This is a genomic window from Lactonifactor sp. BIOML-A5 (assembly GCF_009677585.1).
Classification (GTDB): Bacteria; Bacillota; Clostridia; order Lachnospirales; family Lachnospiraceae; genus Lactonifactor.
This window is the reverse complement of record NZ_WKYV01000015.1, coordinates 17,793-31,808: the sequence shown is the minus strand read 5'-3', so window position 1 is coordinate 31,808 and position 14,016 is coordinate 17,793. Positions and strand designations below refer to the sequence as shown.

Below are 14,016 nucleotides of genomic sequence, written 5' to 3'. Positions count from 1 at the left end.
ATTAATTGTAGACGGATATAGCTCTATGCGGATTGATGAAACAAGACATATAGATGAGGTTTCTGTTTACTTTTATGGATTAGTGTGTTATCGCACACAACATATGATTAAAAAATGAAAATAAGGGAGGAATAAAGATAGGTCATTTGATAAAGAGCCATGAATGGTTTGAGAATAAAGTCCATGATTATCATGAAGATAAAGTCACATTGTTAAGCAGATATAATGCTCCGAGGCAAATACAGAGACAGGAAGCCATTGAACGAGATAGGCAGAAAGATAGATATTGTCAAAGCCATGGGATACCTCTATATCGTATGAATGTACCGTTTTATGGTGCAAAAAAATGGGATTATAAAGATTACTATCGATATATTAATACGGAATTAAAATTTATAGTCAATTTAGTACATGGAGGTGAATCAAATGCTTGATACTCAAATTAACATGTACACTGTTGATACAGGACATTTTTATAGTAATCACGAGAAATATCTACATGATTTGAATTGTAAATACCGTAAAGAGATGAGTTATATAAATAACAAACTCCCCAGGCTTGAAAAGAAACTTAAGGAATACGGGTATTCTTCAGATGATATCAAATTATTCAAGGCCGATAAATCAGAAATAATAGAAAAAAATATTCTTGAGTCGCATGTCGAAACTATTCAAGAATATATAAAGTGGAACTCTCTCATTGTACATAAACGTAAAAAGGCAAATGAGTCAAAGGATAAACTGTTAAAATTATTGTCACATAAGGTTGAGCAAAATGAATTAACCAATGGGAAAGATCATATTCGGTATATCAGAGAAGATGAACTACATGACAACAACATTATTTCAGTATTTGAGTCAGCTCTTACCAGAACAATCGGAATACAAAAAGATGAACTAACCGATACTTTATTAGTTGTACAAGTTTATTATTTTGATGTATTTAAAGATATTTCTTATTACGGTTTTATGTATAAAGGTGAAAAATATAAGTATTTTACATCATCAGCTGGTCAAATTCGTAAGAAAAAAGCAGTTTTTATTAAAGAATCTATATGGGATAATATCGAAAAGTCTATTATGTGTGGTTTAACTATAGATAGAATTAACGAAAAAGGTGGAAACAATGTAAATAAACACTTGGCATATATGGCATTAACGAATTCTGCCACTGATGAGTGGAAAGAATTTGATATTAATAAGTCTATAGTTATTCATGATTTTGAAACAGATGTATACGGTACTTATGATTTTGTAGACGAGAGGGACTATTCTATTACCAGTAAAACAGATTATGTACCAATACCACATACAGACGGAGCAGGAATGGTGTTACCTTCTGTATCAAGAAAAAATTTTATGTTTCGAGCACCATGGATTAAGGGCTTATTAGGCGTATTTGATTTTATAAAATTCATCAAGGTCAACAACTACTCTCCAATTATCAAGGATATTTATGGAAAAGAACATGATGTGATTAAAGAAGATATTCAAGTTATCTTTACAAAAAGTCAATTTAAGATGGCGAAGTATTACAATTCATGGAACGAATATAAAGAATACTATAAGAAATATCATTGCAGTGCCGGACGTTGTAATATTGAAGAAGATAGAATAAAAAATGCTAAGATTAATTACCAGATGTTGCAAACGTTAACAAATATCACTGATGAAGAAATTGATTTATTGGCATCAAGATCTGTGGAGCGTATTATCAATGTATGCTCATCTAAGGAAACCATGTTAGATATTCTTGGAGTTACCCCATACAACACGAATATGACAGCATTTCAGAAAGCTATAAAGATATATCCACCACTTTTAAGTGATACATATGCAAAGGATGTTATTAGAGAAATAAAAGACAGTCTACTTAAAAAATATCGCAGTGGTAAATTAGAAGTAGCTGGTAAATACACATTTATACTTCCTGATTTTTATGCTGCTTGTGAATATTGGTTTGGGCATATTGATAATCCAGATGGTCTACTTAATGATAAAGAGGTATTTTGTTGGCTATTCAAACATTTTGACAAATTGGATTGTCTAAGAAGTCCACATTTATACAAGGAACATGCCATTAGGTTTAACATTGCAAATGACGTATATGGTGAACGTGTTGAAAAAATCCGAGAGTGGTTTGTTACAGATGGACTGTACGCGAGTACGCACGATTTGATAAGTAAAATTTTGATGTACGATGTAGACGGTGATAAAAGTCTTGTAGTAGCCGATACTAATTTTGTTAGAATTGCGGAACGCAATATGAATGGCATTGTGCCTTTATATTACAATATGCGGAAAGCGGAACCTACTGAATTGAATAATAAAACAATATATGCTGGGTTAAACCAAGCCTTTACTGGTGGGAATATTGGAATTTACAGCAATAATATTTCTAAAATTTGGAATCATGAAGTGTTTATAGACGGTACTGAGGAAGAAAAGAAAGAGGCTATTGATATTGTGAAACTCTTATGCATGGAGAATAACTTCAGTATAGATCAAGCCAAAACATTATATATGCCAGCAAGAGCAGAGTGGTTTCAACCAGTAGTTTCTAAATATACTAATCTAAAACTTCCAGCTTTTTTCAAATATGCAAAAGATAAAGACAATGGGCAGTTGCAACCTCGAAATGAAAGTTTTGTAAATAAATTATACGACAAAATACCAAACAAACCAATTAATACTAGAGGGATGAATTTAGGAAAGTTAGAGTATACGAAACTCATGCAAAATCCTAATATTGTATGTAGTAAAGAAGTGTCTGACTTATACGACATTCTTAACAAACAATATCGTTATATGATAAATATGAAAGATGAGTATATTGACAATATGCGCTATGTGGCATGTAAGATTCGTGACGAGTTTAGTCGGATTGGATATTCCGAGGAAACCATCGCTGATATGCTTGTTGAATATTTGTATGGTAAGGGCAAACGATATAAACAACTTTTTTGGTTCTGTTATGGTCAATATATTGTGAATAATCTGGAGAATAATATAAGTGTGAGAAAAACTAAATTTATTCAGTGTGTTGATTGTGGAGAATGGGTTGAAGTTGATAAATTAAATACAAAAACCACTAGATGTAAAGATTGTCAACACGAAGAAGATAAAAGAATTAAACGTATTTACAAGGCCAATAGTTTGCAAAAGTAGAACCAGCCTTTTCAACCACTATGAATGGACTACCTTTTTTTAAAAAACCCATTTATAGTGGATTATTTAAAAATGAGTTTTGTGGCTATATAGGAAAGCAGCATATCGCCACAATAACAAAAGGAGAAATCTCAATGTTATTACTTACTAAATTAGATATGTTATTCATAAATCGAATTCGACAGAATGGAGGGAATATACTATTTGACTTTGACACAAGATGAATTAATCAAGCGAATAGCAGATCGAGAAGATATTAATGTAGCGACAGTCCGAAAGGTTTTCAAATCGGCAGAGAATATTGTTTTCGCTTACTTGTCTTCTACGACTCCATCTGAAAGCACGAATGTAAAATTGATGGACGGATTAAGTTTAGAATGTAATTATATTCCAGAAAAAGAAATTCATACATATGATGATATTCTTTGTAAGCCTAGAATATGGACAAAACCAAAAGTGACCAGATATTACAACCGAAAGCTTAATGGATATTTTGAGAATTACTAATAGAAGGTTGTCGTGATGACCAAATTTTCGTCTAAAATACGGATATAGGTTAGTTGGTGTGATTCCGTATAAAAAACTTGCGTAACGTGATGAAACCCGTTTAGTACACCAAGCGAGACGGTACGGATGCGAGGCTCAGGAAGTGATTTAGTGATTCTAACTCCTATTACAAGAGTCCTTGTGAATCAAAGGCGTTTATAATGAGCAATCAAAAAAAATTCATTTCTTTTCATCTTAATCTAACGGATGGCGGTGCTGCTTTGATAGTGGCATCGTCATTTTGTATCTTTGGCGTATAGCTCAATTGGTAGAGCACTTGGCTGTTAACCAAGGGGTTTCCAGTTCAAGCCTGGGTATGCCAGCTACTCTCCTACTCTGGAGAAAATACTTAAAACAAAGGACGTGAATACACATATTACAAATAACAAAACTTGAAATGGAATATCTAATAAGCAAGAAATGCCAATTTCAAAAGGAAATTTTTAAGACTTATGGATGCGGTGGTAAATATTACTGCATAGAAAATGATAGAGTAGTTAATATGCTAAATCATTTTAGAAAGCAAAAAATTATTAAGACATTCAAGTAATGACAAAATCATTAAGAAAGGCGGTGACAATCCATCGCTAAGAAAAAGATTACCTCCGATGGCATATACTTTATTGGACAAAATTCATGCGATGTCACAGGTTCCTGTATTTTTATAAAATTCGGAGGCAAACAAATATTATTGGAGTGCGGGTTACACCAAAGCGTTTCCAATTCTTATCTTGATTCTTACAAGATAAACTCTGCAAAATTCAAATTCAATCCCAGAGATATTGATTATGTGTTTGTGGGTCACAGTCACATTGATCATATCGGTTTATTGCCAAGATTGTGTAAGGAAGGATTCCACGGAAAGATAATCATTACAGATTCTTCAGCTCAAATTGCAGATGCTCTATTAAAGAATTGTGCATATATTCTTGAAGATGAAGCTCGTGTATTATCTAAAAGATATAATCGTGAATATAAACCCATTTATATCGAAGAAGACGTATATCATACATTAGACCATTTTTGTATATATGATAAATATAATGTGGTTCATAAGATAGATGACGTGGTGAGTTTCATGCTTCTGAAAAATGCACACTGTGTCGGGGCTGCACAAATCGTTTTGTTTCTAACTGATGGGAATAAATGTCGTAAAATTCTATATTCTAGTGATATTGGTGCATTGAATACAAAAAATCATTATGTTCCTGATACAGAAATATATAATGGTTTCGTTGATTTTGCAATCATGGAGAGTACGTACGGAAATCCTAAAAAAATCAATAAAAAGACTCGCGCATTTGACACTGAGCATCTACGAGTGGCCGTTGATACAGTTCTTGAACGGAATGGTTCACTCATATTACCAGCATTTAGTTTTAGCCGTACTCAGGAATTACTAACAGAGCTATATGGTATTTTCGGAAATGATGAAAATTTCAAGTCTGATATTATCGTAGATTCTAAGCTCTCGTGTGAATTATGTAATGTTTATGATAATGTATTGAATGGAGATGCAAAGCGCTTATGGAGCAGTGTATCATCATGGAAAAATCTTAAACTGATTAAGGAAAAATCCGAGTCCCAAGCCTGTATAGCTGATAATGTTCCAAAGATTGTAATTACTAGTTCTGGATTTTGTACAAATGGACGTGTTGTAAAATATTTGGAGAAATATTTGAGAGATGTTAATTCTATGATTGTATTTAGCGGATATACAGGAAATAATCCTAGTTATCTATCATACCGGATACAAAATTACAAGGATCATAAGACAATCAACATAAACAAGAAGCCAGTACCGAATCGTGCTGATTGTATTACGATGAGCACATTCAGTTCTCACGCTAATAATGAAGACTTAGTAACATATGGTTCGTCACTAAACACTAATAAGCTGATACTGGTCCACGGGGCGCAAGACGCAAAAGAAATATTAAGAAAGCAATTACAAGATGCGATATCAAAGAATGATAGAACTTATAGAGTTTTAAGTAGTTCTAAAGATATGGTAGTTCATCTGTAGAAAGAGAGCACCACTCTCCTATTTTTGTATAACGAAAGGAAGATAGAATATTGTTTGATGTTAAAAAAAACAAAAAGTAAAGTTACTCCAGCTAAAAGGATCATTGAACTAAAACATTTTTCTGTAAAAGATTTGAGATTAGTAAATACAGATACTGGTGAAGATATCACTCAAAATGTCATTGACAAGATTCCTGATGGTGTTGAGACGGTAGATTTCAAATTCACGTTTGAAATTGACGATTCCGATGATGTGTAAGGGTGGTGAGTAATTATATTTGATACTACACGAAAACCGGGCGAAAAAGAAGAAGAATATATCTGGAGACTGGGCCAGGCAAAAGATGCTGGACTATTGGATATAGAATGGGATAAGATCGCTGATTTAGTGAATAAGGAATTTCGAGAAGAAGATGTTGAATACAAAGAAGCTGCCTATAGAAAGCCGTATGCCGGAGCCAAGAGATATTTTGAGGCAGGAGTTTTTAATAATCTGACTGAAGATAAGTACCTTAAAGAATTACAAATACAAAAACAAGAATTAGCCAAAGAACAAGTAAAAACACGGGATGAAAGAAACGAGCTACGTCGCATTATCCGTGAAGAGGCTCGTAAAGAAAGCTACAGAGACCAAATATTGCGAAGTATCTCTGAATATCAGTGCAGTCCTCTTTTATATGACGAAAGCAAACAATTTACTGGTGTTTTGAAAACAGATAATGATTTGCTAATTTCTTGTTTTGACGTTCACGCCGGCATTAGCACAAAGAACTTCTGGAACAAATTCGATGAAGATGTTTTAAAGAGAAGATTCAACGAATATCTGGATAAAATTTTTGAGATACAGCTACGACATGGATCGGAAAATGCTTTTTTGGTTCTGAGTGAATTAGTATCTGGATTTATACATCCAACCCTTAGAATTGAAAACAATCAGGATATGATTGAGCAGTTTCTGTGTGTAACAAATTACATATCTGAGTTCTTATCGGAACTTAGCTATCATTTCAATAATGTGCATGTCTTTATCGCTCCTGGGAACCACGGGCGACTTTCCCCTAAAAAGGAAGACAATATATCTAATGAAAATATGGATAATCTGGTATTGCCTTTCTTAGAAGCAAAACTGCAGAATTTTAAGAATATTATATGCCATAAAAACAAAATAGAACAATCTATTGCTATGTTTAATATTCGCAACTTAACCGTCTTCAGTAGTCATGGCGACAAAGAGTCTATGGAAAAGGCAATACCTAATTTGACCTTATTTACTGGTATCCGCCCCAATATTTATTTATGTGGGCATCGCCATACCAATGCAATGATGACAGTTTATGATTCTAAAGTTCTTCAGGCAGGATGTTTATCTGGTTCAGATGCTTATTGTATGGATAACCGCTTAAGAAATAGACCTGAACAATTAGTTGCAGTGATCACAGAAAAGGGGTTAGATTGCCTGTATGATGTGAAATTCCAATAGTTATTACTATTAATTTCAACCGAAACAGATAAACACCGGCAGCTCTCATCTGAAAACAAGTAAGTGGCTGCCCCATAGTCATTGCAATGGTTGGTGGCGAATGACAAATTAAAAACAAGGAGAATGATTTTTATGAATAAAGCAGAAATAATTACATCTATCGCAGATAAAACTAGATTAAGCAAAAAAGACACAGAGGCTATGTTAGCAGCATTCCAGGAAACAGTTAAAGATGCTCTTATTGCCGGAGATAAAGTACAGATGGTAGGCTTCGGTAGTTTCGAGGTTGTAGAACGAGCTGCCAGGGAAGGTAGGAATCCTGCCACTGGGCAATCAATGCTGATTGGCCCATCTAGAGCACCCAAATTTAAGGCCTCGGATAAATTAAAAGAAGCAGTAAATGTAAAGTAGGTGATAATTTGAAAAGGTTAGAATTTAAAAGTGTATTAGATTTTACCAAAAGAGTTTGTGAAGTATATGAAGATGAGACAGCTAACCACTACGTTAGCGTATATGGTAAATACGATTTTATCAAACAAGTGTTACAAAACCTGATCGTGAATGGTTATCCTATAGGAAACGAGATTGAGTTACAGGATTTTGAAGTAGATAACTACGATAAAGAATTTGTTCTGTATCTTGTCGAAGATGGAATTATTGTTGAAAAAGTGTGGCATGAGAAAAATGAATTTCATGAAGCTATGTATTTCTATGGATATTCAAACGTCGCCTTTGTACATGATGAGTGTAATTCAGCATTACTCAAATACGTAGAGAGTAAGTATGTTTTTGAGGTTGCAATCGCTGAAGATGATGTGGATGATCCCGGTTATCGTACTAACACTATTGAGACTGTACATATTAGCTACAATGATAGAGGCTTGCCATGCGGTTTTTCAAAAGCTTGGACCACAAGCGAAAATGGTGTTATTTGCAGCTCCGCATATTTACATTTCAGTAATGATATAGATATCTTAAATGAAGTTGCCGAAAAATTTGGTGTTAAGTTGTAACTGTAATCAAAACAAAATAATAATTTCATTTTTAGAGCTTGTGAGTTATTCGCAAGCTCTTTTATTGTGCTTTCGACTGTATATCGATTTTGCACAGGCCTTACTCTAATTCTCTCTATGGGGGATTTGTAACGTAGTAAAAATTACATTTGTTCAGAGAATAAGTAAATATGGTCAGATGGATAATCTGATAAAGAGTTTTGTAGGACGGTTGATACTCTCCTATCTCTGCCTTCAATTATAAATAATAAATTGGAGGAAATTAAAAGTGAATGAAGTAAATTTGCAAAACATGAATGGACAGGTTGTAACAAGTAGTAGGGATATCTCTGAGAAGTTTGGAAAAAGACATGATAAACTAACGTCGGAAATCAAACGTATGTATAGTGACTTGATTGGGTCTCCCCAAAATGGTGGACACCCACTTTTTATTGAATCAAGTTACATACATGAACAGAATGGGCAGTCATACACCGAGTATTTAATGAATCGTGACGGATTTTCGCTTTTGGTCATGGGATTTACAGGCAAGAAAGCGCTCGAATGGAAATTAAAGTATATTGAGGCTTTCAACAAGATGGAGGAAACATTAAAGTCAAGCAATATTATTTCCGAAGAAGAAAAATTAAAGTTAAAGCTTTTTAGTAAAGATCCAATGGAAGTCGCTATGGCACATAATAAACTTATAGAACTGGCTACTGCTCCACTCATCGCTGAAAATGAAGAATTAAAACCCAAGGCTAGATTTCATGATGCAGTACATACATCAGTTAATTCTATATCTGTTGGAAAATTTTCAGGCGTACTACAAAAAAATGAACTTTTCAAGAGGTTTGGCAGAAACAAATTATTCCAGTGGTTAAGGGATAATGACTATCTATGTGTTTGTGGCGATTTAAAAAACAAGCCAACTCAGAAAGCTTTATCTGGCGGATATATGGATTATGATGAATATGTTACCGATAATGGGTATGGTAAATCAATAACTACATACAAGCCTCTAATTACGGGTAAAGGTCAAATTTATTTTACAGAGAAATTACTGAAAGATTTTCAATAGGAGTGATTATATTAATCACTTCTTTTTGTTTAAAGGGAAGTGATAAAATGTCAAGATTTACAGTTTATAATAATATTGTAACGGAAGAAAAGTGGAAGAAAGTAAATCCGAATAACATACAATTAGGCGAAGATTGGTTAGAATATTTACAATCAGTTGACAGAAGTCCTCAGACGTTGCAGGCCTATCGTAATGATTTACGCATATTTTGGGTGTGGTGTTTGGACTTTAATAATAACAAATACTTCCCAGAATTAACAAAGCGAGAAGTAGCGAAGTTTCAAAATCATGCACTTAATACTTGGGGGTGGGGTTCTAGTAGAATTAGACGTGTTAAATCTTGTCTATCATCTCTCTCTAATTACATCCAAGATATTCTTGATGATGAACCAGAGTTCGAAAATTATAAACCCATAGTTAGAAAAATAGAGAATCCTGCTAAGGTGGCACGTAGAGAGAAAACTGTATTAACAGACGAGCAAGTTGAGTATCTTCTAGCAACTCTCGTAGAGCAAAAGAAATTCGAATGCGCTTGTGCCATTGCTATAGCTGCTTATTCAGGTATGCGGCATGGTGAATTGTTACAAATGAAGCCAGTATTCTTTGACGATGAACATTTTGTGTACGAATCTATGTGGAAAACAGATAAAGTACGTGCAAAAGGTCATGGTAAAGAAGGAACTCCTCTTAACAAATTTGTCTTATATGGAGCAAAGCCATATATTGACCTTTGGATGAATGAGCGAGAAGAAAAAGGTATTGATTCAGATTGGATGTTTGTAACAGTATCTGTTGATAAAAATAAGAACCGTATATATAATCAGCGAAAAGATACATCTACTTGGGTTGATTGGTGTGAAGAAATTTTAGGTGTAGATTTTTATCTCCATTCTTTACGTCACTTTACGTGCACTAAGTTACATAGAATGAATTTACCATCTCATGTTATTCAAGAATTTTTTGGGTGGGCAAGTTCAGAAATGTTAAAAATCTATAACGATCTCACTGCCGAAGATGAATTTGGAAAGTACTTTGGAAAAAATGGTATCAAGGAGATAAAACAAGGTTCATTAACTGACATCTAATTAAATCTCCATTTACTTTGTTAGTAAGGGAGCGTAATTATCGCACTCCCCTACTCTACTGCTAATTGCGCTTATCCACCAAAAAATTAATTATATAATTTACAGCGTTGATTATAAGTATATATAACAGATATAATATCCCAAAAGCTGTAACACAAAAAATGGCATCTATGAGTATCTGGTACTGTAAATATTGATACAATATAGTTAGTATATAAACAATCATAAGGCCCATGTAAGAAATTATAATTCTTTTATTTTTAACACTTAGATACCTCCAAGCCTCCCAGAAATCAGCTTGTGGATACCCTAATAAGCGACGATATTTTGCGTTATATTCTATGATATTATTACAAAACTTCTCTAAGCACTTCTTACTTCTTCTATTTTGGGAGCGATAACTTTTCAAATATATAAGATATACATTTCTTGTGCTTTGGTTAACATACTTGTCGTACTTTAATAATATGTAATTCATTTTTTCTTGAAGTGTGGTTTGGTTTATGCTATCTATATCTGATTCTCTAATTAGCTTATACATTGGGTAATATATGCGATTATAAGCTTTTTCTATTTTATCCAATGGTATGTTTTTATTCACCGTATATTTTGTTATTAAGAATGTAATTAGTCCAGTAAGTAATACTGGTAAAATCGGCAGAATTTTATTCATAATATTTTCAAAGTTCATATACGTACCTCCTCTATTCTTTCACACTATTATACTACAAAGCGAATTGTTATACCATCTATATCCAGGTCAACCTACATCCTTAATTCTTTGCTACCTACCATAACTGTCAATAAATAAAAGAAAGGTGGTGAGCATATGGCTCATACTAAAGAAAGCGTAGTACGTGAGTCAATGAACTCGCCAAAGCAAATAGATACAAGTATAATTTTTAATATTCCTAGAAGCAAACAACAATTTGATGTAAACAAACATCGGTATAAATGTTCATGCTGTGGAAAGGGCTTTTTTACTCAAAAAAACAACTTTCAAAAGTCGAATAGTCCCTTATTTCAATCCAATGATGGATATTTACCTTGGTGTAAAGAGTGTTCAGATAAATACTATTTTTTATTATGCGCTGCATATATGGGTAATCAAGAACATGCAATAGGACATTTTTGTCAGCAAGCAGATTGGGTATATGAAGAGAATCCTTTGATTGCTGCTAAGGAAGTTGAATCAGGACATCGAGATCGGACAAGACTTTCACATTATGCCGCCAAGAAAAACTTAAACGTCGGTGGAAGAAAGACGTATATTGATACGTTAAAACACAATTACGAAATACAAGAAAAGAATATTATCACGTCTAAAGAACAAGTAAAAACTAGTGAATTATCAATAACTGCCTCTGCTGTTGATAGATGGGGGATAGGATTTACTGAAATGGACTATAAAAATCTGGATGAACATTATCGTATGTTAAAGAAAAACAATCCAAACGCAGACAATAATCAGGAAATCTTTATTAAATCTCTTTGCAATCTTAACATGTTAATGATACGTGCACTACAAAGTGGCGATGCGAAAGAATATAGTAACCTCGTTGAGCAATATTCTAAAACCTTTAAACAGGCAGGTTTAAGAACAGTAGAAGAAAAAGATTCAAGCAATGATGAAACGTTCTGTATGACGCTTGGTTTCATCTCTGATTACACTCCTGAAGAATTTTACCAAAACAAAGCACTGTATGAAGATTTTGACCATCTAGGGGAATATGTAGAGCGTCACATTACTAGACCTATGATTAATTTGGAGACAGGAAGTAACATAAGAGATAAGGAATATTTTGTCCCAGAGGTTGACGAATATGAAGAAGAATAGCTTGTCTCAATATGCAGATAAAAATCAACTTGATCTGTACAAAAATTTCCCTTCTACACATTTCTTAAGTAATCAAAATAATGTTTTGCATGTTTTGGCATGGGGAACATTTTTCAAAAGAAATATGCACAGATTTGTTATTGATTACTTAAAAATCGCTTTATATGAATATCAAGCGATAACTATTTATATGATGGGTATATCAAATTTTATATGTATAATAGCTAGTCGAAACGATGCTAAATCATTTATTGTAGCTGTCTATGCGGTAGCAAGATGTTTATTGTATAAAGGTACAAAATTTAGGATAGGGGCTGCTACAGAAAAGCAAGCAAAACTTATTGTATCAGAAAAGATTATAGATGAACTATGCGATTGGTCTCCTATTCTAAGAAGAGAGATTGATGATTATTCAACAAGAAATAGTGACATTTTTGTTAAATTTAGGAATGGTTCAAAAATTACCGTGTTTGTAGCAAATGAGAACGCAAGAGGTCTCCGTAGTCATGCTATTTGTAGAGAAGAAACAAGGCAAATCAAAAAAAAAGTAGAAGACTCCGTTATATCTCCATTTCAAACACCACGTAAGCCAAAATACCTATTTAAGCCAGATTATAAAGATAATAAGCAATTAAAGGAACAACCTATAGATATTTACATCAGCTCCAGCTGGTACGATGATGGTAACTGGATGTGGGCAATATCTGATCAGGCACTTGATGCGATGAAAAAGCATAAAGGCGGGCTGATGCTTGCTTTTGATGAAAGCATTGCACTGAAGCATGAGTTGAAAACCATTGAGCAGATGGTAAAAGAAAAGAGAAAACAAGATCCCGCCACATGGCAAATAGAGTTCTTAAATCTAAAAGTAAAAGATTCTTTATCCTCTTATTTTACATATTCTATGCTTGTTAATAGACAAGTTTCTAGACACGTATTTTATCCACATACAATAATAGATTTCAAGTCCGGTAAAAAGAATAAATATGCTATACCAAAATTAGATAATGAAATCAGAGTTATATCCAATGACATTGCTTTTGTTGCTGGAAATCAAAATGATAATTCAGTATATTCCTGTATTAGAGCTATACCAGAATCTCTGACTTATACAAATGAAGATAATAGTGTAGAAGTAAAACAGGGATATCGAAGACAATATCCATATATCGAATCTAATCAAATTGGTGATACAACATTACAAGCAATACGAATAAGGCAACTTTTTGTAGATTTTGAGGCAGATTATATTGTACTGGATACTCGGAATGGTGGTCTTCAAATATTATATGCGTTACAAAAAATACTATATGATACAGAACGTGGAGTAGAATATGCTCCGATAAAATGTATGAATAATGAGGACTACGCTAAAGTTTGTTCTGATCCAAATGCAAAAGCATGTATATTTGCAATAAATGCCACTCAAAATCTTAATAGTGATATTGCAATAGGGTTCAGGAAAAATTTAATCGAGGGGAAAATTGATTTATTAGTCAATTACAACACAGCAAAAGAAGATATTCTAACTAACAACAAAGAGTATACTGAAGCTATTGATGTAGAACGTCAGATAGAATTTGAAAAACCATTTCTAGAAACACAAGCAATGATAAGCGAATGTGCAGAACTGCAATACGAAAAAATGCTACAGACTGGAATAATAAAAATTCAAGAAAAAGGTAAAAACAGAAAAGATAGATATACGAGTTGTTCATACGGTTCATATTTTATAGATCAACTAGAACTGGATGAATCTAATTCTTCATCAGAATATGAATATTCAACCTTAATCAATTAGT

11 protein-coding genes and 1 tRNA gene are annotated in these 14,016 nt (G+C 33.3%); 11 read left to right on the top strand and 1 reads right to left on the bottom strand.

The window, feature by feature from the left end; all coding sequences use genetic code 11:
* Nucleotides 1-426 precede the first annotated feature (426 nt).
* The 9 genes from GKG41_RS12725 (at nt 427) to GKG41_RS12685 (ending at nt 10,377) form a co-directional block, all read left to right on the top strand.
* Nucleotides 427-3,168, top strand: a complete 2,742-nt coding sequence (locus tag GKG41_RS12725; RefSeq protein WP_243141017.1) for a hypothetical protein — start codon at nt 427-429, stop codon at nt 3,166-3,168.
* A 796-nt stretch (nt 3,169-3,964) separates the two neighbouring features.
* Nucleotides 3,965-4,037: transfer RNA gene (locus tag GKG41_RS12720), tRNA-Asn, on the top strand.
* A 260-nt stretch (nt 4,038-4,297) separates the two neighbouring features.
* A complete protein-coding gene (locus tag GKG41_RS23890; RefSeq protein ID WP_347563300.1) occupies nt 4,298-5,740 on the top strand; it encodes an MBL fold metallo-hydrolase in 1,443 nt (480 codons plus the stop codon).
* Between the two features lie 54 nt (nt 5,741-5,794).
* Nucleotides 5,795-5,998 (top strand): hypothetical protein, encoded by a 204-nt coding sequence (locus tag GKG41_RS12710; RefSeq protein ID WP_347563291.1) that lies wholly within the window; start codon nt 5,795-5,797, stop codon nt 5,996-5,998.
* Between the two features lie 96 nt (nt 5,999-6,094).
* A complete protein-coding gene (locus GKG41_RS12705; RefSeq protein ID WP_243141016.1) occupies nt 6,095-7,219 on the top strand; it encodes a hypothetical protein in 1,125 nt (374 codons plus the stop codon).
* A gap of 132 nt (nt 7,220-7,351) precedes the next feature.
* Nucleotides 7,352-7,630 carry an HU family DNA-binding protein gene (locus GKG41_RS12700; protein WP_154259166.1) on the top strand — a complete coding sequence of 93 codons (279 nt, stop codon included), beginning with the start codon at nt 7,352-7,354 and terminating at the stop codon, nt 7,628-7,630.
* 8 nt (nt 7,631-7,638) lie between these two features.
* Nucleotides 7,639-8,232, top strand: coding sequence for a hypothetical protein (locus GKG41_RS12695; RefSeq protein ID WP_154259164.1), 594 nt, complete (start codon nt 7,639-7,641; stop codon nt 8,230-8,232).
* A gap of 268 nt (nt 8,233-8,500) precedes the next feature.
* Entirely contained in the window at nt 8,501-9,292 is a 792-nt protein-coding gene (locus GKG41_RS23525) for a phage regulatory protein/antirepressor Ant (RefSeq protein ID WP_154259162.1), read from the top strand.
* Between the two features lie 47 nt (nt 9,293-9,339).
* Nucleotides 9,340-10,377, top strand: coding sequence for a tyrosine-type recombinase/integrase (locus GKG41_RS12685; RefSeq protein ID WP_154259160.1), 1,038 nt, complete (start codon nt 9,340-9,342; stop codon nt 10,375-10,377).
* 61 nt (nt 10,378-10,438) lie between these two features.
* Here GKG41_RS12685 and GKG41_RS12680 read toward each other — a convergent pair whose 3' ends face one another.
* On the bottom strand, nt 10,439-11,068 hold the full coding sequence (locus GKG41_RS12680; RefSeq protein ID WP_154259158.1) for a hypothetical protein: 630 nt from the start codon (nt 11,066-11,068) through the stop codon (nt 10,439-10,441).
* A gap of 138 nt (nt 11,069-11,206) precedes the next feature.
* Here GKG41_RS12680 and GKG41_RS12675 point away from each other — a divergent pair, with 138 nt between their 5' ends.
* The gene (locus GKG41_RS12675; protein WP_154259156.1) at nt 11,207-12,214 is read left to right on the top strand and encodes a hypothetical protein; all 1,008 of its coding nucleotides are present in this window, start codon (nt 11,207-11,209) and stop codon (nt 12,212-12,214) included.
* Entirely contained in the window at nt 12,201-14,015 is a 1,815-nt protein-coding gene (locus GKG41_RS12670) for a hypothetical protein (RefSeq protein WP_154259154.1), read from the top strand. The genes GKG41_RS12675 and GKG41_RS12670 overlap by 14 nt, the downstream gene beginning before the upstream one ends.
* The last annotated feature ends 1 nt before the right edge of the window (nt 14,016 follow it).

Excerpts from the sequence above, each read along its gene's own strand:
- GKG41_RS12675 (WP_154259156.1), top strand. The coding sequence starts at position 11,207 with ATGGCTCATACTAAAGAAAGCGTAGTACGTGAGTCAATGAACTCGCCA.
- GKG41_RS12700 (WP_154259166.1), top strand. The coding sequence starts at position 7,352 with ATGAATAAAGCAGAAATAATTACATCTATCGCAGATAAAACTAGATTA.
- GKG41_RS12685 (WP_154259160.1), top strand. The coding sequence starts at position 9,340 with ATGTCAAGATTTACAGTTTATAATAATATTGTAACGGAAGAAAAGTGG.
- GKG41_RS12670 (WP_154259154.1), top strand. The coding sequence starts at position 12,201 with ATGAAGAAGAATAGCTTGTCTCAATATGCAGATAAAAATCAACTTGAT.
- GKG41_RS12680 (WP_154259158.1), bottom strand. The coding sequence starts at position 11,068 with ATGAACTTTGAAAATATTATGAATAAAATTCTGCCGATTTTACCAGTA.
- GKG41_RS12725 (WP_243141017.1), top strand. The coding sequence starts at position 427 with ATGCTTGATACTCAAATTAACATGTACACTGTTGATACAGGACATTTT.